Annotated in this window: 20 protein-coding genes and 1 pseudogene; 9 read left to right on the plus strand and 12 right to left on the minus strand. The window is 73.7% G+C overall.

Annotated features, from left to right (window positions below; all coding sequences use genetic code 11):
• The first annotated feature begins 294 nt into the window (after positions 1 to 294).
• The 4 genes from AC2TEW_RS20425 to AC2TEW_RS20440 all read left to right on the plus strand — a co-directional run bounded on the left by AC2TEW_RS20425 (position 295) and on the right by AC2TEW_RS20440 (position 3,685).
• Complete coding sequence (locus AC2TEW_RS20425; protein WP_484624766.1) at positions 295 to 1,335, plus strand: lytic polysaccharide monooxygenase auxiliary activity family 9 protein; 1,041 nt, start codon at positions 295 to 297, stop codon at positions 1,333 to 1,335.
• Between the two features lie 36 nt (positions 1,336 to 1,371).
• Positions 1,372 to 2,442, plus strand: coding sequence for a Gfo/Idh/MocA family oxidoreductase (locus AC2TEW_RS20430; protein ID WP_484624767.1), 1,071 nt, complete (start codon positions 1,372 to 1,374; stop codon positions 2,440 to 2,442).
• Positions 2,443 to 2,605: 163 nt separating this feature from the next.
• A complete protein-coding gene (locus tag AC2TEW_RS20435) occupies positions 2,606 to 2,914 on the plus strand; it encodes a DUF6412 domain-containing protein (protein WP_484624768.1) in 309 nt (102 codons plus the stop codon).
• An 81-nt stretch (positions 2,915 to 2,995) separates the two neighbouring features.
• Positions 2,996 to 3,685, plus strand: coding sequence for a YidC/Oxa1 family membrane protein insertase (locus AC2TEW_RS20440; RefSeq protein ID WP_484624769.1), 690 nt, complete (start codon positions 2,996 to 2,998; stop codon positions 3,683 to 3,685).
• A gap of 48 nt (positions 3,686 to 3,733) precedes the next feature.
• On the opposite strand, the gene AC2TEW_RS20445 is transcribed toward AC2TEW_RS20440, so the two are convergent.
• The 8 genes from AC2TEW_RS20445 to AC2TEW_RS20480 all read right to left on the minus strand — a co-directional run bounded on the left by AC2TEW_RS20445 (position 3,734) and on the right by AC2TEW_RS20480 (position 12,132).
• Positions 3,734 to 4,726, minus strand: a complete 993-nt coding sequence (locus AC2TEW_RS20445; protein ID WP_484624863.1) for an adenosine deaminase — start codon at positions 4,724 to 4,726, stop codon at positions 3,734 to 3,736.
• Between the two features lie 111 nt (positions 4,727 to 4,837).
• Entirely contained in the window at positions 4,838 to 6,151 is a 1,314-nt protein-coding gene (locus AC2TEW_RS20450; RefSeq protein ID WP_484624770.1) for a DUF445 domain-containing protein, read from the minus strand.
• 36 nt (positions 6,152 to 6,187) lie between these two features.
• The gene (locus AC2TEW_RS20455) at positions 6,188 to 7,489 is read right to left on the minus strand and encodes a nucleotide sugar dehydrogenase (protein WP_484624771.1); all 1,302 of its coding nucleotides are present in this window, start codon (positions 7,487 to 7,489) and stop codon (positions 6,188 to 6,190) included.
• A gap of 2 nt (positions 7,490 to 7,491) precedes the next feature.
• Positions 7,492 to 8,676: a glycosyltransferase family 2 protein gene (locus AC2TEW_RS20460; protein ID WP_484624772.1), complete on the minus strand. Its 1,185-nt coding sequence runs from the start codon at positions 8,674 to 8,676 to the stop codon at positions 7,492 to 7,494.
• 110 nt (positions 8,677 to 8,786) lie between these two features.
• A complete protein-coding gene (locus tag AC2TEW_RS20465; protein WP_484624773.1) occupies positions 8,787 to 9,746 on the minus strand; it encodes an ABC transporter ATP-binding protein in 960 nt (319 codons plus the stop codon).
• Positions 9,747 to 9,769: 23 nt separating this feature from the next.
• Positions 9,770 to 10,597: an ABC transporter permease gene (locus AC2TEW_RS20470; RefSeq protein WP_484624774.1), complete on the minus strand. Its 828-nt coding sequence runs from the start codon at positions 10,595 to 10,597 to the stop codon at positions 9,770 to 9,772.
• Positions 10,590 to 11,432, minus strand: a complete 843-nt coding sequence (locus AC2TEW_RS20475; protein ID WP_484624775.1) for an ABC transporter permease — start codon at positions 11,430 to 11,432, stop codon at positions 10,590 to 10,592. Before AC2TEW_RS20475 ends, AC2TEW_RS20470 begins: the two co-directional genes overlap by 8 nt.
• Before the next feature lie 334 nt (positions 11,433 to 11,766).
• Complete coding sequence (locus tag AC2TEW_RS20480) at positions 11,767 to 12,132, minus strand: ATP-binding protein (protein WP_484624776.1); 366 nt, start codon at positions 12,130 to 12,132, stop codon at positions 11,767 to 11,769.
• A gap of 237 nt (positions 12,133 to 12,369) precedes the next feature.
• Between AC2TEW_RS20480 and AC2TEW_RS20485 the strand changes: the two genes are divergently transcribed.
• Together AC2TEW_RS20485 and AC2TEW_RS20490 are read left to right on the plus strand one after the other, a co-directional pair.
• Positions 12,370 to 13,587, plus strand: a complete 1,218-nt coding sequence (locus AC2TEW_RS20485; RefSeq protein ID WP_484624777.1) for a helix-turn-helix domain-containing protein — start codon at positions 12,370 to 12,372, stop codon at positions 13,585 to 13,587.
• 27 nt (positions 13,588 to 13,614) lie between these two features.
• On the plus strand, positions 13,615 to 14,088 hold the full coding sequence (locus AC2TEW_RS20490; RefSeq protein WP_484624778.1) for an NUDIX domain-containing protein: 474 nt from the start codon (positions 13,615 to 13,617) through the stop codon (positions 14,086 to 14,088).
• A gap of 122 nt (positions 14,089 to 14,210) precedes the next feature.
• On the opposite strand, the gene AC2TEW_RS20495 is transcribed toward AC2TEW_RS20490, so the two are convergent.
• Both AC2TEW_RS20495 and AC2TEW_RS20500 read right to left on the minus strand, forming a co-directional pair.
• Positions 14,211 to 14,513, minus strand: a complete 303-nt coding sequence (locus tag AC2TEW_RS20495; RefSeq protein ID WP_484624864.1) for a GroES family chaperonin — start codon at positions 14,511 to 14,513, stop codon at positions 14,211 to 14,213.
• 232 nt (positions 14,514 to 14,745) lie between these two features.
• Positions 14,746 to 15,096 carry a DUF3618 domain-containing protein gene (locus AC2TEW_RS20500; RefSeq protein WP_484624779.1) on the minus strand — a complete coding sequence of 117 codons (351 nt, stop codon included), beginning with the start codon at positions 15,094 to 15,096 and terminating at the stop codon, positions 14,746 to 14,748.
• A gap of 161 nt (positions 15,097 to 15,257) precedes the next feature.
• Here AC2TEW_RS20500 and bcp point away from each other — a divergent pair, with 161 nt between their 5' ends.
• Both bcp and AC2TEW_RS20510 read left to right on the plus strand, forming a co-directional pair.
• Positions 15,258 to 15,734 carry a thioredoxin-dependent thiol peroxidase gene (bcp, locus tag AC2TEW_RS20505; protein ID WP_359892461.1) on the plus strand — a complete coding sequence of 159 codons (477 nt, stop codon included), beginning with the start codon at positions 15,258 to 15,260 and terminating at the stop codon, positions 15,732 to 15,734.
• Positions 15,735 to 15,932: 198 nt separating this feature from the next.
• A complete protein-coding gene (locus tag AC2TEW_RS20510; protein ID WP_484624780.1) occupies positions 15,933 to 16,643 on the plus strand; it encodes a hypothetical protein in 711 nt (236 codons plus the stop codon).
• A gap of 40 nt (positions 16,644 to 16,683) precedes the next feature.
• Here the strand turns inward: AC2TEW_RS20510 and AC2TEW_RS20515 are convergent, their stop codons facing one another.
• On the minus strand, positions 16,684 to 17,286 hold the full coding sequence (locus AC2TEW_RS20515) for a DUF4291 domain-containing protein (RefSeq protein ID WP_484624781.1): 603 nt from the start codon (positions 17,284 to 17,286) through the stop codon (positions 16,684 to 16,686).
• A gap of 164 nt (positions 17,287 to 17,450) precedes the next feature.
• Positions 17,451 to 19,826 (minus strand): annotated as a pseudogene (locus AC2TEW_RS20520) (chitinase C-terminal domain-containing protein).
• A 415-nt stretch (positions 19,827 to 20,241) separates the two neighbouring features.
• On the opposite strand from AC2TEW_RS20520, the gene AC2TEW_RS20525 reads away from it, so the two are divergent.
• Entirely contained in the window at positions 20,242 to 20,895 is a 654-nt protein-coding gene (locus AC2TEW_RS20525) for an HNH endonuclease signature motif containing protein (RefSeq protein ID WP_484624782.1), read from the plus strand.
• The last annotated feature ends 20 nt before the right edge of the window (positions 20,896 to 20,915 follow it).

Consider the following 20,915-nt stretch of genomic DNA (forward strand, 5'->3'; position numbering starts at 1 on the left):
GGCCGGGGTCACTGCCGGCTGCCCCAACGGCACCAGCCTAATCCGCACACCAGCCCGACGGCAGTCCCGCCCGCCCACCGGACCGGGCGGGCGCCGCGGCGCCGTCCCTCAAGGGTGTCTTAAGCCGTCCCTAACGCCTCTGAGCAGCCGTCATCTGCCCCGGCCGGCCGGGCTAGCTTCGTTCCCGGGCACCCCACGGCCCGTCCGGACCACTCCCTGCACCCCCTCTCGTCCCCCTCCTCCGGGCCGCTCCCGCACCCGCCCGGCGAGGGGCCACCCGAAGGAGCACCGCCCATGTCAGTCCGCCTGCCGGTCCGCCGGCTCACGGTCACCGCCGCGGTCCTCGCCGGCCTCGCCCTGGCCGGCACCCTCGGCTGCGGCACCGCCGAGGCGCACGGCTCGATGCAGAACCCGCCGAGCCGCGTCGAGGGCTGCTACCTGGAGGGCCCCGAACACCCGACGTCGGCCGCCTGCCGGGCCGCGGTCGCGGCCGGCGGCACCCAGGCGCTGTACGACTGGAACGGGGTGCGGATCGGCGACGCGGCCGGCCGGCACCGCGAGCTGATCCCGGACGGCAAACTGTGCAGCGCGAACGCCCCGGAGTTCGCCGGGCTGGACCTGCCCCGCGCGGACTGGCCCGCCACCAACCTCACCTCCGGCGCCGACTTCACCTTCCGCTACCGCGTCACCGCCCAGCACAAGGGCACCTTCCGGCTGTACCTCACCAACACCGGCTACGACCCGGCGAAGCCGCTGCGCTGGGCCGACCTGGAGCAGACGCCGTTCCTGACCGTCACCGACCCGACGGTCTCCGACGGCTCGTACGTGCTGCCCGGCAAGGTGCCGGCCGGCCGGACGGGCCGTCAGCTGGTCTACGCGATCTGGCAGCGTTCGGACAGCCCCGAGGCCTTCTACTCCTGCTCGGACGTGGTCTTCGACGGCAGCGGCGCCCCGGCCGGCTCGGCCGCCACCCCCAGCCCGGGCAGCGGGGCGGCGCACTCCCACGAGGCGACGGCGCCGGGCACCCCCACGGCCGCGCCTGCCCCGCCCACGCCGCCCGCCCCGTCCGGCGCCGCCACCGAGGGGGCCCGGCCGGTGGCCGCCGCCGTGACCGGTACGCCGCCCGCCTCCCCCGACGCCACCGCCACCGCCACCGGCACCGGCACCGGCACCGCTTCGGCCGCCGCGCGGCCCGCCGCCGACGGCCTCGCCCAGACCGGCACCGACCGCTCCACCGGCCTGGCCGCCGCGGTCGGCGCCGCGTTCCTGCTGGCCGGGGCAGCGGTCGTGACGGTCAACCGGCGGCGACGCCGGCCGGGCTCGCACGCCCGCTGACCGGGGGTCACCGCCGGCGCGTGATTGAGTAGGGGCATGACCAGCTCGCCCCGCTCCCCGTTCCGCGTCGGCCTGATCGGCTACGGCCTGGCCGGCGCCTCCTTCCACGCGCCGCTGATCGCCACCACCCCCGGACTGCGGCTGGACGCGGTGGTCACCGCCAACCCCGACCGCCGCGCCCAGCTGCACCGGGAGCACCCCGGCGCCCGGACGCTGGACACCCCCGAGCAGTTGTTCGCCGAGGCCGGCGAGCTGGACCTGGTGGTCATCGCCTCCCCCAACCGCACCCACGTCCCGCTGGCCCGGGCCGCGCTCACCGCGGGCCTCGCCACCGTGGTGGACAAGCCGCTGGCCGCCACCGCCGCCGAGGCGCGCGAGCTGTGCGAGCTCGCCCGGCAGCGCGGCACCCTGCTGTCGGTGTTCCAGAACCGCCGCTGGGACGGCGACTTCCTGACCGTCCGGCGGCTGGTCGAGGAGGGCGCGCTCGGCCGGGTGCACCGCTTCGAGTCCCGGTTCGAGCGGTTCCGCCCGAAGCCGAAGGCCGGCTGGCGCGAGCTGGCCGACCCGGCCGAGGTCGGCGGCACCCTCTACGACCTGGGCAGCCACCTGGTCGACCAGGCGCTCACCCTGTTCGGGCCGGCCGAGACGGTGTACGCCGAGATCGACACCCGCCGCGACGGCGCGGTGGTCGACGACGACGCCTTCGTCGCGATCACCCACGCGAACGGCGTCCGCTCGCACCTGTGGACCAGCGCCATCGCCCCGCTCGGCGGCCCCCGGCTGCGGGTGCTCGGCGACGCGGCCGGGTACGTGAAGTCCGGCATGGACCCGCAGGAGGGCGACCTGCGGGCCGGCCGCCGCCCCGGCGACGGCGGCGCCTGGGGCGCCGACGACCCGGCCGCGTACGGCACCCTCGGCACCGACGAGCACGCCGCCGCCGTCCCCACCGACCACGGCGACTACCCCGCGTACTACGCCGGGATCGCCGCCTCGCTCGCCACCGGCACCCCGCCCCCGGTCGACCCCTTCGACGCGGTGGCGACGCTCACCGTGCTGGAGGCCGCCCGGGCCTCCGCGATCACCGGCTCGGTCGCACCGATCGGCTGAGCCGCACCGCGGTGGCGGACGGCAGCGGACGGCGGCGGCGGATGAGCTCTGCACCACATGTCCGGAGGATCCCTGCCGTCCGCCGTCGCCGCGGGCGTACCATCGCCGCAGAAGCCGTCCGCGCGCACACCCGGTGCGCGCCCGTGACCCGAGGAGGCCGGTGGTGTCCGTGATCGCCCTGCTCCTCGGCGTGTTCCGGCTGCTGACCGGCGGCCTGCCCGGCGGCGAGCTGCTCACCGGCCCGACCGGGCTGACGGTGGCCGCGGCCACCGCCGCCGTGGTGCTGCTCTCCGGCGCCGTCGCCGGCACCCTGGCGGCCGCCCGGCTGCTCGGTGCCAGGGCCCCCGCCGCCGTCCGCAGCGGTGTGCTGCGCCGGCGGGCCTACCGCACGGCCTTCCTCCCCCAGCGTGATCCGGACGCCCGCGGCCGACGCCGCCCCAGGGCTCCCGGCGCGGCCCCGGCGGCCGCGTAACCCCTCGCCCCTCTTCCGGCCCGCGCGGCCGCCCTCCGTCGACCTCTCGTTCCCCTGAGACCCCCGGAGGGCTCGCTCCCCATGTCCCTTTTCGCCGTACTCGACCCTGCCGTCCGCGTGGCCCACGACATCGTCGCGGCCCTCGCACAGGTGGTCCCCACCGCCGCCGCCATCGTGCTGTTCACCGTCGCCGTCCGGCTCGCGCTGCACCCGCTCGCCCGGGCCGCCGCCCGCGGCGAGAAGGTCCGGATGCGGCTCGCGCCGCAGGTGGCCGAGCTCAACCGCAAGCACAAGGGCAAGCCGGAGAAGCTCCAGGCCGCGATGGCCGAGCTGTACCGGACGGAGAAGTCCTCGCCGCTCGCGGGCTGCCTGCCGATGCTGGTGCAGATCCCGTTCTTCTCGGTGATGTACCGGCTGTTCACCAACGGCAACGACCTGCTGGACCACACCCTGTTCGGGGTCCCGCTCGGCCTGCACGTCGGCGCCGCGCACGGCCCGGCGCAGCTGGCGGTGTTCGGCGCGCTGTACGCGGCCCTCGCCGCGGTCGGCTACGTGTCCTTCCGGCGCGCGCGCCGGCTCTCGGCGGGCACGGCGGCGCCCGGGGCGGCCTTCGCGCCGTACCTGTCCTTCCTCACCGTGCTGTTCGCGGCCCTGGTCCCGCTGGCCGCCGGGGTGTACCTGCTCACCACCACCGCGTGGACGGTGGCCGAGCGCGCCTGGCTGCACCGGGACGTCCCGGCGCCGGCCGTCGCCCTCGCCAAGGCGGCCTGAACCCGCGGCGGCCCCGGGGAGCGGCTGCTCCCCGGGGCCGCGGGCGGCTCAGCGCCAGGAGGCGAGGTGGGCGTCGATCTCCCCGGCCAGCCGGGCCTTGCCGGCCTGGTCGAGGAAGGACGCCTCGACGGCGTTCTTCGCCAGCGCGGCGACGCCGGCCTCGTCCAGGCCGAGCAGCCCGGCCGCGACCGCGTACTCGGTGTTGAGGTCGGTGCCGAACATCGGCGGGTCGTCGCTGTTGACGGTGACCAGCAGCCCGGCGTCGGCCATCTGCCGGATCGGGTGCTCCTCCATCCGCTCCACCGCGCGGGTGGCGATGTTGGAGGTCGGGCAGACCTCCAGGGCGATCCGGTGCTCGCCGAGGTGGTCGACCAGCGCCGGGTCCAGGACCGCCTGGGTGCCGTGGCCGATCCGCTCGGCGCCCAGCACCCGGATCGCGTCCCAGACCGTCTGCGGGCCGGTGGTCTCACCGGCGTGCGGGACGCTGCGCAGCCCGGCCGCCCTGGCCCGGTCGAAGTACGGCTTGAACTGCGGGCGCGGCACCCCGATCTCCGGGCCGCCGAGGCCGAACGAGACCAGGCCCTCCGGCGCCAGGTCGACGGCCAGCCGGGCGGTCTCCTCGGCCGCGGCCAGGCCGGCCTCGCCGGGGATGTCGAAGCACCAGCGCAGCACCACCCCGAGCTCCTTCTCGGCGGCCTTGCGGGCGTCCTCGATGGCCTCCATGAAGGCGACGTCCGGGATGCCCCGGCTGACCGAGGAGTACGGGGTGACGGTGAGCTCGGCGTACCGGATCTGCTGGCGGGCCATGTCCTCGGCGACGCCGTAGGTCAGCGACCGGACGTCCTCGGCGTCCCGGATCAGGTCGACCACGCTCAGGTACACCTCGATGAAGTGCGCGAAGTCGGTGAAGGTGAAGTACTCGGCCAGCGCCTCGGGGTCGGCCGGCACCCTGGTGTTGCCCTCGTGCCGGGCCGCGAGCTCGGCCACCACCCGCGGCGAGGCGGAGCCGACGTGGTGGACGTGCAGCTCGGCCTTGGGCATGTTGGCGATGAACGCCTCGATACCGCTCTTTTCCTCAGCCACCCTGGCGCTCCTTCATCACGTACCGGTCGGATTCGATCTCATCGTACGGACCCGGGCGGCCCGGCCCGGTCAGCCGCCCAGGGCCACCGCGACGGTGTGGATCAGCAGTCCGGCCAGCGCGCCCACCACCGTGCCGTTGATCCGGATGAACTGCAGGTCGCGCCCGACGTTGGCCTCGATCTTGCGCGAGGCCTCGTCGGCGTCCCAGCCCGCCACCGTGTCGGAGATCAGCGAGGTGATCTCCTCGCGGTAGGTCGCCACCACGTACTCGGCGGCGTCCTGCAGCCAGCCGTCCGCCTTGGCCTGCAGCCGGGCGTCGGTGGCCAGCCGCTGTCCGAGCCGGCGCAGAGCGTCGCGGATGCGCCGGCGCAGCTCGCTGTCCTCGTCCTCGGCGGCCGTCATCACCAGGGTGCGCACCGCCGTCCAGGTGGTGGCGATCAGGTCCTGCACCTCGGGGCGGGCCAGCAGCTCGGCCTTGGCGCGCTCCACCCGGGCGATGGTGTCGGGGTCGTGCTGGAGTTCGGTGGCGAAGTCCGCCAGGAAGTTGTCGACGGCGCCGCGCGCGGCGTGCCCGGGATCGTCGCGGATGTCGGTGACGAAGCGCAGCAGCTCCTTGTAGACCCGCTCGCCGACCTGGTGGTCGACGAACTTCGGCGTCCAGCCCGGGGTCTTCGCGGTGACCCGCTGCACCACGTCCTCGTGGTGGTCCACCAGCCAGTCGTGCACCCGTACGGTGATCAGGTCGACCACCCCGTGGTGGCCCCCGTCGGCGACCACCCGGCCCAGCAGCCGCCCGGCCGGCTCGGCGACCGAGGTGGCCGCGGCCCGCCGGCCGACCGCCTCGGCGACCACCGCCTGGACGTCCTCGTCGCGCAGCACCGCGAGCAGCCCGCGCAGCGCGGCGGCGGCCTCCCGGGTCACCCGTTCCGCGCTGCCGGGGGCGGCCAGCCACTCGCCGAGCCGCCGGGCGATCCCGATCGACCCCAGCCGGGCCCGGACCACCGGGGCGGACAGGAAGTTGTCGCCGACGAAGTCGCCGAGCGAGCGGCCGAACGCGTCCTTCTTGGTCGGGATGATCGCGGTGTGCGGGATCGGCAGCCCGAACGGCCGCCGGAACAGCGCGGTCACCGCGAACCAGTCCGCCAGCGCGCCGACCATCCCCGCCTCGGCGGCGGCCGCGACGTAGCCCGCCCACGCCCCGGCGCCCGCCGCGTCGGCCCAGGTGGCCAGCGCGAACACCAGGGTGGCGAAGGCCAGCAGCCCGGTGGCGAACGCCTTCATCCGCCGCACACCGCGGCTCTTGAGCTCGTCCGCGGCGGTGAAGCGGACACCCGGGCCGGGCCGGGGCGGTTCCTCCCGGCTCACTCTCTGATCAAGGGTCACCCCGACAGTCTGCCCCGCCCGGGCCCGCCCCGGGCCTCAGACCCCGCCACCGCCCAGCACGATCCGGCGAACGCCCTCCCAGCGGGCCGGGTCGGTGATCCGCCGGCCGTCCAGCAGCACCCGCACCCCGGGGTGGTCCACCGCGCCGAGCTCCCGGTACTGCGGGTGGTCGGTCTGCACCACCAGCGCACTGACCGGCTTGCCCTCGTCGGCGGGCAGCCCGAGCGCGGTGAGCTCCTCGACGCCGTACAGCGGGTCCGAGACGTACGGCTGCGCGCCGGCCGCCCGCAACGCCTCGACCAGGGCGAACACCCCGGAGTAGGCGGTCTCCCTGACCCCGCCGCGGGAGGCCGCGCCGAGCACCCCGACCGCGACCCCGCCCAGCGGGCCGAGCGCCCCCTCCAGCAGCCCGACCGCGTACCCGGGCACCGCCTCGTTGGCCTCCCGGGCGGCCCGGACCACGCTGGCGTGCGGGTCGTTCCACAGGTACAGCCGCGGGTGGACCGGTACGCAGTCGCCGCCGACCGTGATCCCCGGGCGGTGCAGATGGCTGTGCGGCTGCGAGTTGCAGGCCTCGATGACCTGGCCGAGGTCGACCCCGACCCGGTCGGCGTACCGGGCGAACTGGTTGACCAGCGCGATGTTGACGTCCCGGTAGGTGGTCTCGGCGAGCTTGGCGAACTCGGCCGCCTCGGCCGAGTCCAGCGCCCAGACGCCGTTGGCCCGCTCCAGGTCCGGGCGCGGGTCGAAGTCCAGCACCGAGCGGTAGAACTCGGCGCCCTGCTCGGTGGAGGCCTCGTCGATCCCGCCGACCAGCTTGGGGCTGCGCCGCAGGTCCGCCAGGACCCGGCCGGCCCGGACCCGCCCCGGGCTGAACACCAGCGCGAAGTCCCGGCCCGCCACCAGCCCGGAACCGGCCTCCAGCCGCCGGGCGAACCGGCCCCGGACCGTCCCGATCGGCAGCGTCGACTCGTAGCTGACCAGGGTGCCTTGCCGCAGGCCGCCGGCCACCGCGTCGGTCGCGGCGTCCAGCTGCCCGAAGTCCGGCTCGCCCTGCGCGTCGGTGAGCAGCGGCACCGTGATCACGACCGCCTCGGCGCCGGCCGCGGCCGCCGCCGGGTCGGTGGTGGCGCGCAGCCGGCCGTCCGCCACCACCTGCGCGAGCAGGTCGGCCACCTCCGGTTCGGGCTCCGGGCCGGCCGGCGGGCGGCCCGCCGCCACCGCGGCCACCACCTCCGGCGCCGGGTCCGCCCCGGTGACCAGGTGCCCCTTCGACGCGAACTGCACCGCCAGCGGCAGCCCGATCGCGCCCAGGCCCACCACGCAGATGTCCCTCATGTTCAGCTCCCTGCCGCCTTCGCCGGCCGGGCGTCCCGCCAGGCCCGGCGCCACCTGCGTGCCTCACGCCTGACCTGGCGCGGCACCAGTCGGCGCCACCCCGGGGGCCGCACGGCCGGGCCCCCCGGAAGTTCGAAGAGCGCGTCGGGCAGGCCGAGCGCGGGGTCGCGGAACGCCGGGTAGCCCGCGTACCTGCGCCCGCCGCGGCGGACCTCGGGCGGCGGGCCGTGCACCGCCTCGTGGGCGATCAGGCCGCGCAGCGCGGCGAGTTCGCCGCGCCGGGCGAGCGCGAGCCGCAGCCGGTCGGCGACCGGCAGCCGGACGAACAGGGCGGGCGAGCAGTACCGGTCGACCAGGCGGCCGGTCTCCGCCAGCACCGCCAGCTGCTCCGGGCCGTCCAGGGCCAGGAACGGCGGCTGGAGCAGCTGCGGCAGCTCCCAGCCGAAGTAGCGGCCGTGGATCGCGTCCCGTTCGGGGCCGGGCCCGGTGAGCCGCTCGACCACCTCCTGGACGGCCCGGACGCCGCGCAGCACCTCGCCCGGCTCGGCCCGGCGGGCGGTCCGGTGCGCCGGGAGGAGGTAGCCGTAGTCGGTCGGTACGGAGATCCGCCGGGCGTGCAGCAGCGCGGCGACGGCGAACACCTGCTCGGCGTGGAGCGGCAGGTCGGGGCGGCGGCGCAGCCCGTGTCCGGTGATCAGCTCGCGGCGGACCAGCATGGTCTCGGACAGCGCCCAGGGCAGCGCGGGGTCGGTGCGGGAGACCCGGTCGGCCGGGGCGGCGAAGATCCCGTGCCGGCGCGCCCGGCCGTCCGGGCCGACCGGCAGCGGCAGCACCACGTCGGAGCCCAGCCGGTCGGCGGTGGCGACCAGCCGCTCCAGCGCCTCGGCGCCGAGCCGGTCGCCGGCCGGCAGCCGCAGCACGTACCGGCCGGCGGCCAGCGCGGTGCCGTGGTCGGCCGCCCCCGCCGGACCGCCGGCGCCCGGCGGCGGGGCCACCCGGAGCAGGTCCGGGTGGCACTGCGCGAGGCGGGCGAGCTCCGCGCCGCCGCCGGCCGGGCCGTGGGCGACCGCCACCACCTCCAGGCGCCCGGTACCGAGGGTCTGCCCGGCCAGCGAGGCCAGGGAGTCCGCCAGCCGGGGCAGGGCGTCGCGGACGGCGATCACGACGCTGACATCGGGTACGGTCATCGGGTCCTCACGCGCTGGCAGAGTCACCAGGTGACAACTGCCGCGCCCGGGGCCCGGTTACTGCGCTTCCCCCCAACGGATCAGCGCCGGGTGGCCGGGCCGCGCGGTGGTCACCCGATGACGGCCTCCGCGTACATCCGGGCGATCACGTCCTCGATGGCGGGCTCGCGCACCGACAGGTCGACCAGCGGGTACCGGGCCGCCACCGAGGCGAGCAGCGGCGCCGCGCTCTCCTGCGCCGGGAAGGCCAGCCACTGGCGCGGCCCCTCGACCCGGACCACCCGGGCGCCGGGCACCTCGATGGCGGGCCGCGGCTCGGCCAGGTCGACCACCAGGGTGCGTTCGCTCTCGCCGGCCGCGTGCAGGCCGCCCAGGCCGCCGTCGTACACCACCCGGCCGTGGTCGATCACCATCACCCGGCCGCACAGCTGCTCGATGTCGGTGAGGTCGTGAGTGGTGAGCAGCACGGTGGTGCCGCGGTCGGTGTTGACCTCGCGCAGGAACTCCCGGACCTTGGCCTTGCTGACCACGTCGAGGCCGATGGTCGGCTCGTCGAGGTACAGCACCTGCGGGTCGTGCAGCAGGGCGGCGGCCAGGTCGCCGCGCATCCGCTGGCCGAGCGAGAGCTGCCGGACGGGGGTGTCCAGCAGGGAGCCGAGGTCGAGGAGTTCGACGCAGCGGTCCAGGTTGGCCCGGTGCCGGGCGTCGGGGATCCGGTAGATCCGGCGGGCCAGTTCGTACGAGTCGCGCAGCGGCAGGTCCCACCAGAGGGTGGTGCGCTGGCCGAACACCACCCCGATCCGCTGGGCCAGCCGGGTGCGTTCGCGGGCCGGGTCCACCCCGGCCACCCGGAGCCGGCCCGAGCTGGGGACCAGGATGCCGGTGAGCATCTTGATGGTGGTGGACTTGCCGGCGCCGTTCGGGCCGATGTAGCCGACGCACTCGCCCGCGTCGACCGTGAAGCTCAGCCCGTCCACCGCGCGGACCTCGCGCTTGACCCGGCGCAGCCGGCCCGCCCTGGTGCGGACCGTGAAGCTCCGCCGGACGTCCTCGAGTTCGATCAGTGCCATGTCCAACTCCTCTGTGGTGAAGGTCAGCTGCCGGTGCCGCGGTAGGCGCGCAGGCCGGCCCGCCAGGCCGCCGCCGCGGCCAGCACGCACAGGGCGGCGGCGAGCGGCGAGGCGTACTGGAAGGCGGCGGGCAGGCCGAGCGGGTCGGGCTTGTCGAGGATCCGCAGCGCGGGCAGCCAGTTGACGAAGGCCAGCGGCAGTCCGAAGACGGTGCCGGCGACCAGCTCCCGGGCGAACACGGTGGGCGGGTACTGCAGCATGGTGGCGCCGCCGTAGGTGAAGGAGTTCTGCAGCTCCTTGGCCTCGTCCCACCAGAACTGCACGCTGGCACCGCCGATGAAGACGCAGGCGAAGATGACCGTTCCGGCGCAGACCATCATGGGCATCAGCAGCAGCCGGTCCGCCGTCCAGTGGACGTCGAGGCGGCTGAGCGACCAGGCCAGCAGCGCCCCCGCCTGCAGCGGACGGCCGAGGCGGCGCAGCGAGAAGCGTTCCGCGCAGAGCTGGGCGAGCGCCGGTGCGGGCCGGATCAGCACGATGTCCAGGGTGCCGGCCCGGATCCGCTGGCCGAGCGCGTCGATGCTGCCGACCAGCAGGTTGGCCAGGCCCAGCGCGAGGCCCGAGGTGCCGTACAGGAAGGCGAGTTCGGGCAGGGTCCAGCCGCCGAGGGTGTCGGTGTGCCGGAACATCAGCAGCAGCACCACGAAGTCGAGCGAGTTGGTGGCGATGTTGGCGAGCAGCATCAGGACGAACGAGACCCGGTACGCCATGATCGAGCGGGTCCACATCGCGGCCACCAGCCACCACGAGCGGACCGACCAGGCGGCCCGCGCGGTCAGGGTCTCAGCCACCCTGGACCACCACCTTGCGGGTGGCCAGCAGCTGGACGCCGCGGCCGGCCGCGAGCAGCACGGCCGCCCAGGCGGCCTGGAAGGCGAGGCCGGTGAGGAGGGCGGCGCCGGTGCGGCGCTCCAGCAGGACGTCGGTGGGCACCGAGATCAGCGCGGCCCAGGGCAGTTCGGCCGCGATCCGGCCGAGCCCGCCGGGGAACAGGGCGAGCGGCAGCAGCATCCCGGAGAAGAACATCGAGACCACCAGCATCACCGCCCGGACGCCCTCCGAGTCGTGCAGCCAGAAGCCGGTCAGCGAGACCAGGAAGCGCAGCCCGAAGCTGACCACCACGGCGAGCAGCACCGAGACCAGGAAGGCCGCCCAGACCGCCGGGTCGGCCGGCAGCCGGGTGTCGAAGAGGACGATGCCGGCCAGCGTCGGTACGGCGCCCCGGGCCAGCAGGTGGAAGCCGGCCCGGCCGAGGTCGGTCGCCAGCCACCAGCCCTGGAAGTCCACCGGCCGGTACAGGTCGACGGCGATGTCGCCGGTCCGGAACCGGTCCTGGACGTCGTCCTGGAAGCCGCCGCCCCAGACCGCGACGGTGACCAGCAGCGCCTGGCTGATCCAGATGTAGGTGACGGCCTGCCGGGTGTCGTACCCGCCGAGGCCGGGCCGGGCGTGCCAGAGCGCCAGGAAGGTGTAGGCCAGGATGCAGCCGAAGACGGTGTTGGTGAAGGCCCCGGCCATGGTCGCGGCCCGGTAGGTGGCGTACCGGCGGAAGGCGCCGCGGGCGACCGCGAGGTACAGCCGGGCGGTGCCGCCGCGCACCGCCCCGAGCTGCGCTGTTAACGTCACAATATCTCCTTGTCGACTTATTCCGGCGGACCCGCCCGCCCGGGATGCCACCACCGCCACCGCCGCACCGGCCGGCGTGCAGAAATGCGCGCATCCGCGAGGGCAGACGGAACGGCTCCGACCGTCGGACCCCGGGGGTACCCGGGGCGGACGTGCGGAGCTGGTCCGTGGAGCTGTTCAGATGTGGAGATTCAACGTACCGTCACCGGCCCCCGGCCGCAGCCGGATTACCCCGGCGCCGCCACGGGCACGGCGCTACAGGTACAGGCCGGTCGGACCCCCGGCGCCGCAGTACCGACAGCCGCCAGGCGGCCGCACCACCTCTCGCCCCACCTCATGGCGCCCCCTCCAGCGGGTCGACCACGGCCCACACGAACTTGCCGACACCACCGGGCCGCAGGCAGCAGCCCCATCCGGACGCCAGCGACTCCACCAGCAGCAGCCCACGCCCCGACTCCTCGTAGCCACCGGCCGGCGGTCGCACCGTCGGCCACTCTCTGCTCGCGTCGTGCACTTCGAGGCGCAGCTGAGCGGTCACCATCTCGAAGCGCACCGCGATCAACCGCCCGGGCGGGACGGATGCGTGCTCGATCGCATTGGTGGCGAGCTCCGAGAGCACCAACTCGCCGGCTGGGAGAAGCTCGTCACCGCCCGGGACACTGCCGAGGAACGTCCGGAGCAGGCCACGGGCTGCGCCCACGGATCTCCTCTGACGGGGCAGCCAAATGAAGTCCGCCCCCGCGGGAGCGCTGCCGCTGCTACGAGCTGCTAAGTCGGACCTGATCACGTCGCACCGCCCTCTGACGCCGGTTGCAAAGCCACTCGGCACGCGTGCTTGATGGCCAGTCAGAACGCTAGGAGCATGAGGAGAGGGGGACCCGGAAAAATCTTCCGGGGGTGGGAGGGCGGGGAGCGCGATGGTGGAGCCATGCGTGGGATGACTGAGATGCTGAGCTTCGGCGAACGTGTTGCCTGGTACCGCCGTCGCCGAGGGATGCCGCAGGAGGTGCTGGCCGGCCTCGTCGGTCGGACCGCGGACTGGCTGAGCAAGGTGGAGAACGGCCGCATCGAACTGGACCGGCTGTCGGTCATCAAGGCGTTGGCGGACGCCTTGGACATCCAGCCCGGCGATCTCCTCGCCGAGCCCTCGCTCCTGGAGTGGACGGCCGATGTCCGGGGCAGCACCGTGCCCGAGCTGCGTGAAGCGCTGATGGACTACAAGCAGATGTCCTCGCTGCTGGCGCCTGCATCGGACGAGGAGCCGCCGGACCTGGACATCCTGCGCGCAGATGTCGGCTCGGCGTGGTCCGCGTACCAGGACGCCCGGTATGCCCGTGCCACCCGCCTGATCCCCGGCATCCTGGAAGAAGCCCAGCGCGCGGCACGCACCTACGAGGGCGACAAGCGACTACTCGCCAAAGCACTACTTGCCATGGCCTACCAAGGCGCGGCCATGGTTCTGACGAAGATCGGCGAGGCCGATCTTGCCTGGATGGCCGCAGACCGGGGACTGGCGGCAGCCCAGGAATCGGGCGACCTCGTCGTGATCGGTTCTCTCTTCAGATCGGTCTCCCACTGCCTGTTGGCCAACGGTCGTCCGGCCGCTTCCAAGGAACTCGTCGCGGACTCCACCAGCTACCTGGAAAGCGGGCTCGACGCCGCCTCACCGACCCATCTTTCGATCTACGGCACGCTGTTCCTCGTCGGCTCCATGGCCGCCGCTCGGCTCGACGACCGCAGTGCGGTACGCGAGTTCCTCAAGGAGGCGGACCGGGTGGCCCAGCGTCTCGGTCACGATGCCAACCACATGTGGACAGCGTTCGGACCGACGAACGTTGCCATCCACCGGGTATCGACGGCGATGGAACTGGGAGACGTCCAGGTCGCCGCCGACTTGGGGCCGCGCGTCGACCCGTCGATGCTGCCGCTGGAACGCCGGGTACGGCACACCCTCGAACTCGCCCGCGCGTACAGTGCGCAGAACCGCACGGATGAGGCCCTCGCACTCGTGCTGGACGCCGAGGAGCTGGCGCCGGAGCAGGTGCGCTACCACCTCATCTCACGGCGCCTGGTGACTGCATGGGTCCGCCAACAGCGCGGAAAGCCCAGCCATCAGCTTGCAGGGATCGCCCAACGCCTCCACGTCGTGGGATGACCGTGCTCGGCGGCTAAGGTCGTGCGCATGAGTGACTCCGAAGTCGGCGAAGCCGTAGCGCAGCCCCGAACCGCTGCCGGTGCACTGTTCTTTGACGAGACCGGCCGGGTCCTCCTGGTCAAACCGACCTACAAGCCCGGGTGGGAGATCCCCGGAGGCTACCTGCACCCGGGAGAGACTCCCAGCGAGGGCGCCGCCCGAGAGGTCGAGGAGGAACTCGGCATCACGCCGCCGATCGGCCGGCTTCTCGTTGCCGACTGGGCGCCTCACCCGACCGAAGGTGACAAGTTGCTCTTCGTGTTCGATGGCGGGCTGCTCTCGCCGGAGTGGCTCGCCAAGATCAATCTCGATGGCGTGGAGATCGGCGAGTACGCGTTCCACGAGCACGACGAATTGGACGCCCACCTCATTCCGCGGCTGGCCCGTCGCGTTCACGCTGCCTGTGCTGCTCGCGCGACCGCCCAAACCACCTACCTGGAGAACGGCGCTCCGCTCGCCTGACCGCGCCGGACACCGAACTGGCGCCATCCATCCTGGTCGCGGCGCTCGACGTGCGTCTACGACGGACACACCACAGATCCAAGGCGCTGCCCCGGTTCCGCCTGCTCCGGGGCAGCCGGACCTCACAGGTACAGGCCGGTCGATCCTTCGGTGTCGCCGAACCGTCCCGCAGCCACCGCATGCAGGTCGCGCTCGCGCAGCAGCACGTACGTCGCGCCGCGCACCTCGACCTCGAGCTTGTCCTCCGGGTCGTACAGCACCCGGTCACCGGGCTCGACCGAGCGCACGCTCTGGCCTACCGCCACAGCTTCCGCCCACGCGCATCTTTTACTCAGCTCCGCGGTCGCGGGGATCAGGATGCCGCCGGTCGAGCGGCGCTCGCCCTCACTGCCCTCGGTCTTCACCAGCACCCGGTCGTGCAGCATCCGGATCGGCAGCTTCTCCCCCAGCCGGTCGTGGCGGGGCTCATCGTGCTGCACACTCAGCTCGTCGTTCTTGCTCACGCCCCCGACCGTACCCGCCCCGGCCGCCGGGGGCGTGTCCACCCCGGCCGCAGCACGGCCGCAGCACGGCCACGGCCACCGCGGCGGCAGCACAAGGGCCGGGCGGGTCGCGACCCTCCCGGCCCTGCCTGCCACGCCCCGCGCGGCCCCGCGGTCAGCCCTTGCGGCGCTTGCGGGCCGACGCCGCCAGCAGCAGCACCCCGACGCCGACCAGCGCCACCGGGACGATCCGCTCCGGCCGCGGCTGCCCCTTCTCGTCGGTGAACTGCGCCTTCACCTGCTCCAGCGCACCGCTCGCGGCGACGTACGCCCGCCCGGCCTTCTGCTCCACCGAGGCCAGCACCCTCGCCTTGGTCTGCGCGGCGATCGTGGTCGGGTGCACCCGCATCGCCAGCTCGTCCAGGGTCGACGCGAGCCGGTCACGGGTCCGGGAGATGTCCGCCTCGATCTGCGCCGTCGACCGGGCCGCCTTGTCCTTCGTGCTCGCCTCGCCCACTCGGGCCACCCCTCTTCTTCCTGCCGTTGTCCGGTACGACAGGGCCAGTCTGTCAGCTCCCCGCCCGGGCCGCGCAGCGCCACCCGCCAACACGCACGGCGCCACCCACCAACAGGGGTAGGTTGGCCGTGGCACGACCACCCACTCCACGTTCGAGGAGAGATCCACCCGTGAGCGAGCGCCTCCAGGCCGGCGACACCGCCCCCGCCTTCACCCTGTCCGACGCCGACGGCAACCAGGTGTCCCTCGCCGACCACCTCGGCCGCAAGGTGATCGTGTACTTCTACCCGGCCGCCCTCACCCCCGGCTGCACCACCCAGGCCTGCGACTTCACCGACAACCTGGAGGTCTTCGCCGGCGCCGGCTACGACGTCATCGGCGTCTCCCCGGACAAGCCCGAGAAGCTCGGCAAGTTCCGCGAGGCCGAGAACCTCAAGGTCACCCTGGTCGCCGACCCGGACCACACGGTCCTGGAGGCCTACGGCGCGTACGGCGAGAAGCAGAACTACGGCCGCACCTACGTCGGCGTGATCCGCTCCACGATCATCGTCGACGAGCAGGGCAAGGTCGAGCGCGCCCTGTACAACGTCAAGGCCACCGGCCATGTCGCCAAGCTGCTCCGCGACCTCAAGATCAACGCGGGCTGAGCCCCGCACGGCCTGACGGCCCACCACTTCGGCGGCCTCCCGGTCCCTCCGGGCGGGCCGCCGAGCCGTGTCACCGTCAGGTCCCGGTGGCGTCCGGGAACGGGAATCGTCCGGCCGCCGCACCCCGGTCCCCACTAGCGTGCCGCGCAACGGGTCCAGCAGCCCGCCCTCACCACGCCGCACCCCCGGGAGACCGCCGTGCCGACCCAGCCGACCCCGCCGATCCAACGACCCCTGCCGACCCAGCCCGCCCGGCCCGCCCGCAGATCCCGCGCCGCCCGCGTGATGCTCGCCGCCGCGGCCGCGGTGACCGTCATCGCGCTCACCGGGTGCGATCCCGAGGGCAGCGGCACCGCGGCCGGAACGGCCGCCCCGACCGCGGCCGCCGCCGGCCGGACCACCGCCGCCTCCTCGTCCACCACGGCCACCAGCACCGCCGCCGCGGCGGGCGGCCGCACCCTGGTCCGCGCCGCCAAGGCCGGCGGCCTCGCCGCGGTGACCGGGGACGGCGCGCTCTCCGACGTGCCGATCGACCCCGGTGAGATGCGCGACGGCATGCACCTGGTGGCCGACACCTACCGGACCGCCGCCGGCGGCCGCCCGGTCCTCCTCCTCGGCGTCGACGCCGTCCCCGAGGACCCGGCCAAGCGCCGCGAGCACCTGTGGCGCGGCCTGATCGACTACGCGCTGCAGAACGGTTCCACCGGCTCTCCGACCACCGCCCGGCCCTACCCGCCCGGCCCGCTCGGCGGCTCGGTCGAGTGCCTCTCGCTGCCCGAGGCCCCCACCACCGACGTCATCTGCGGCTGGACCGACGCCTCCACCGCCGCCGTGGCCCTCTTCCCGCGCACCACCCCCGCCGAGGCCGCCCGGCTGTTCACCGCCATGCGCGCCGATCTGGAGCACTGAGCAGGGGCCACCCGGCCGGGACCGGCGGGCCCCGGCCCGCTCAGGCCGTGGCGCCGATCCGCACCGCGAGAGCGGTCGGCAGCGGGTACGGCGGCTCCGCGGGGATCAGCGCGTCGGCCGCCCCGGGGCGGCCCTCCCGGACCAGGGCGTGCGCCTCGTGGGCCAGGGCCGTGACGTCCTCGACCCCGAGGATCCAGTCGTCGACGTAGCGGTGCACCGCGGGCCCGCTCAGGCCGATCTGGACCGCCCGGTGCGTCAGCGGGCCGAGCCGGGTGGAACGCTCCGGATCCCACTGCACCCGGACCGGGCTCGCCTTCAGCTCCGCCTTCCACTCCGCGGCCGAGGCGTACCGGTCCCGGTCGTGGTGGCTCGGGCACGCGTTGGCGAGCGCCCACGCGAAGCCCTCGCGGCTGATCCGGACCGCCAGCACCCGTTCCTGGCCGGCCTTGGTGCCCCACCCCGAGCGGTACATCATCCAGCGGAACGACGGTTTGATCCAGGTCATCCGCTCCCGCTTGAACGGCGCCACGAACGTCCCCGCCGCCAGCGCCGCGTCCGCGATCACGGCCGGATAGGCCTGGTACACCACCAGACCGGTGTCGTCGTGCGCGGCGCGGACCTCGCGCAGACCGGGTCGGGACATCACAGCGCTCCAGGGGGTCGGGGAAGGCGCCAGCGTCCCAGCCCGGGCCGGCCGTGCGCCAGCCGTTTCTGCCCCCGCACCGCCCCGTCCCGCCCGGGAACAGTGGAGCGGTGGCGGCCGACCCCCCGACCGGGTCGACCGCCACCGCCGTCTCTCACCTCGGGTCAGCAGACCCCGAGGTCGCTCCACACGCCCCACTGACCGGTGGTCGAGGGGTCCTCATTGGTGGTCCACCACTTGTTGCTGTACTGGTGGCCCTTCCACGACACCTTGGTGCCGGTGGTGGCGTACACCGCCGCGGCGCTCCAGCTCGGCGCGGTGCAACCGCCGCCGGTCGGGCTCGCCGACTGCGAGGGGCTGGCCGAGGCCGACGGGCTCGCGGACTGCGAGGGGCTGGCCGAGGCCGACGGGCTCGCCGACTGCGACGGGCTGGCGGAGGCCGACGGGCTCGCCGACTGCGACGGGCTCGGCGAGGCGGTGCCGCCGCCGGTCGAGCCGCGGGTCAGGTCACCGGCCAGGCCGTACAGCGTGCCGCCGACGTTGACCGTCCAGTTGGCCGGGGTCGAGACCGGCAGGTAGTAGACGAAGTCCAGGTCGACCGAGGCACCCGGCGCCAGCGACTGCCAGCCCGGCAGCTTGACCGAGACCCGGTTGTACGTCCCCTTGAGGCCGCCCACGTTGTTGGCCGCGGTGTGGTCCTGCCGGATCACCGTCAGCCCGAAGCCGGACTGGTCCTTGGCGTTGCCCGGCGCCGAGTTGGCGTAGTCGAACTGGAACTCGGTGCCGCCCGGCAGGGTCTGGGCCGAGTTGTTGACGATGTGGATCTTCGGGTTGATCGGGTAGTTCGAGTCGCCCAGCGCGAAGTTGGTGAACGACACGTCGATCGGCAGGGTCTGCGCCGGCAGCGCGACCGTCGAGCGCACCGCGCCGTACGGCGAGGCCGCCTTGAACTTGTCGTACATCAGCGAGGTCAGGGTCGACCCCGCCACGTACTCGCCCTTGCCGCCGTTGGCGGTGGCGTCCCACCGGTAGTCGCCGGCCAGCTCCCAGATCATCGTGCCGCCGGCACCCTGGTTGACGATGTAGTCGGCCTTGGCCGCCACCGACTCCTCGTCCTCCGTCGACAGGAAGACCTTCTTGGTGTCGTTCCACAGCCACGGCGCGACCAGCGAGGAGCTGTAGTTGCGGCTGTAGGTGCCCTGCAGCGCGGTGTCGGTCAGCCCGTACTTCGACAGGTAGTCCGGGACGACACCCTTCTCCAGGTTCTTCGCGTGCCACATCGGGTTGGAGCCCGCCGGGGACTCCTTGCCGTTGGTGTCCAGGTCGTGCCAGAGGTTGTCGATGCCGACCGCGCCGTCGCCACAGGTGGTCAGCCCCGCCCCCGCCGGACAGGTGGAGGTCGACGAGGTGCCCTAGAGGCCGTTGGTGCCGCCGGTGACGTTCTTGAACCCGCGGGTGTAGTACGGCAGCCCGACGTTGATCCGCCCGGCCGGCATCGCACCGCGGAAGTAGTGGTACGCCCAGTCGGTGTTCAGGTACCCGATCCCGCCGTACTGCGAGGTCCCGTACACGTTGGCGGCGGCCAGCTCGGCGTCCTTGCCGTCGTCGTACAGCGAGGCGTTCGGGCCCACGTACTTGTTCCAGGCACCGTGCAGGTCGTACGACATGATGTTGACGTAGTCCAGGTACTGGGTGACCTGGAAGGTCTCCATGCCGCGCAGCAGGTAGCCGGACGAAGGCGCGGCCACCGACAGCAGGTAGTGCTTCCCGTCCGCGGCGCCGGCCCGGTCCAGCTTCTCGCGCAGCGTCTTCATCAGCGCCGCGTAGCCCTTGACCAGCGAGGCCCGCTTGGCGTTGGAGATCGAGGCGTCGAGCGGGTTGCCCGCGTCCTTCATCGAGGTCGGGTACTCGTAGTCGATGTCGACGCCGTTGAACCCGTACTTCTTGATGAAGTCCACCGCGGAGTCCGCGAAGGTGTTGATCCCGGCCTGGTTGACGCTGCCGTCCGCGGTGGTGGTCATCGAGTAGAAGCCGCCGGAGTTCACCCGGTTGCCGTCGTCCCCGAAGTAGCCGCCGGTCTCGGCCCAACCACCCACCGAGATCAGGGTCTTCACGTTCGGGTACTGCTTCTTGAACTTGGTCAGCAGGTTGAAGTGGCCCTGGTACGGCAGCGACGGGTCCATCTCGGCGCCCGGCACGCCCGGGAAGGTCATCCCGGTGGCGGCGTTGGTCGGCGAATCCGCGCCGACCGACAGCTTGTTGGCGCTGTCGATGTGACCGAACGCGTAGTTGAGGTGCGTGACCTTGTCCCACGGGATGTTGTTCACCAGGTAGGCGGGGGTGCCGTCCTGTCCGGTGCGCCAGCCCGTGAAGTAGCCGATGATGCGGCGCTGGTGGTCCGCGCCCATCTTCTCCCGGCCCGCGGTGTCGTACACGCTGCAGTAGGGCACGTCCACGCCCGGCGTGGAGTACATCCCGTCCGGACGGCACGCCTGGTTGTCGACGGCCGCCTGCGAGGGCGTCGCACCCAGGGTCGCCATCAGCAGCCCGGCCAGCGAGGCGGCCGCCGTGGCGGCGAACGCCGGCCGCCCGCCGGAGGTCTTCGGACGGCCGGCAGCGGTGGGACGCTGCGCCGTCGCGTTTCGGATCAACACTCGGTCCTCCAGGAGAGAGTGTCGGACGCGCTGTGGGGACGCGCCTGTGGGGGAGGTTTGCGCCCCGCGGAATCACGGCCCGTCAACTGCCGGACCGTGCACCGCGGAGTGCGCCGAAGCTATGTGGTCTGAACCACATAGGTCAATAGGTCTGTACCAATCGGTAGTGAACCGACACTCCCGCGCCCCTCCCGGACCCCACCACCCCCGCCCGCTCCGCACACCCCGTACCCGCCCGCCCCAACACTCGTTCGTATCTCCACGGGACGAAACCCACCGACCCCCCAGGGGAGGGGCCACCATGCCGGTCCGATACACCCGCGAACTGCTCACCGCCCTGGCAGCGTCCGCGTCCTCGCTGGACGAGCTGCTGGTCGCGCTCGGCCGCGAGCCGGGCACCCACACCCGCCGGTACCTGCGCAGCAGGCTCGCCGCGTACGCCGTCGACACCGCGCACTTCCGGCCGACCGGCAGCATCTACACCAGGGAACTGCTGGAGGAGGCCGTCGCGGTCTGCCACAGCGTGGCGGGCGTCGTCCGCCACCTCGGCCAGCGCCAGGCCGGCGGGACCCAGGCCCACATCGGCCGACGGATCAAGAAGCTCGGCATCGACACCTCGCACTTCACCGGCCAGGCGCACGGCCGCGGGAAGCACTCCACCCGCTGGCTGCCGCCGGAGCGCGTCCTGGTCCGGCGGCCCGCGGACGCCAAGCGGCTGCCCGGTGCCAGGATCCGGATGGCTCTGGCCGAACTCGGCCGCCCCGAGCGGTGCGAGTCCTGCGGGACCGGTCCGGTCTGGCAGGGCCGCCCGCTCACCCTCGAGGTCGACCACATCAGCGGCGACTGGTCGGACAACCGCCCCGACAACCTCCGGCTGCTCTGCCCCAACTGCCATGCCGTTACCGACACCTACTGCGGCCGCAACAGGACGGGCCGCCGGAGCCCGGGCGGCTGACCGCCGCGGCCGGTGCCACC

It is taken from the genome of Kitasatospora sp. NEAU-CNBT7 (genome assembly GCF_057220535.1).

Coding starts and splice junctions, on each gene's coding strand:
- AC2TEW_RS20440 (WP_484624769.1), top strand. CDS start 2,996: ATGTCCCTTTTCGCCGTACTCGACCCTGCCGTCCGCGTGGCCCACGAC.
- AC2TEW_RS20430 (WP_484624767.1), top strand. CDS start 1,372: ATGACCAGCTCGCCCCGCTCCCCGTTCCGCGTCGGCCTGATCGGCTAC.
- AC2TEW_RS20485 (WP_484624777.1), top strand. CDS start 12,370: ATGACTGAGATGCTGAGCTTCGGCGAACGTGTTGCCTGGTACCGCCGT.
- AC2TEW_RS20515 (WP_484624781.1), bottom strand. CDS start 17,286: ATGTCCCGACCCGGTCTGCGCGAGGTCCGCGCCGCGCACGACGACACC.
- AC2TEW_RS20465 (WP_484624773.1), bottom strand. CDS start 9,746: ATGGCACTGATCGAACTCGAGGACGTCCGGCGGAGCTTCACGGTCCGC.
- AC2TEW_RS20525 (WP_484624782.1), top strand. CDS start 20,242: ATGCCGGTCCGATACACCCGCGAACTGCTCACCGCCCTGGCAGCGTCC.
- AC2TEW_RS20490 (WP_484624778.1), top strand. CDS start 13,615: ATGAGTGACTCCGAAGTCGGCGAAGCCGTAGCGCAGCCCCGAACCGCT.
- AC2TEW_RS20445 (WP_484624863.1), bottom strand. CDS start 4,726: ATGCCCAAGGCCGAGCTGCACGTCCACCACGTCGGCTCCGCCTCGCCG.
- AC2TEW_RS20455 (WP_484624771.1), bottom strand. CDS start 7,489: ATGAGGGACATCTGCGTGGTGGGCCTGGGCGCGATCGGGCTGCCGCTG.
- AC2TEW_RS20460 (WP_484624772.1), bottom strand. CDS start 8,676: ATGACCGTACCCGATGTCAGCGTCGTGATCGCCGTCCGCGACGCCCTG.
- AC2TEW_RS20495 (WP_484624864.1), bottom strand. CDS start 14,513: ATGCTGCACGACCGGGTGCTGGTGAAGACCGAGGGCAGTGAGGGCGAG.
- AC2TEW_RS20425 (WP_484624766.1), top strand. CDS start 295: ATGTCAGTCCGCCTGCCGGTCCGCCGGCTCACGGTCACCGCCGCGGTC.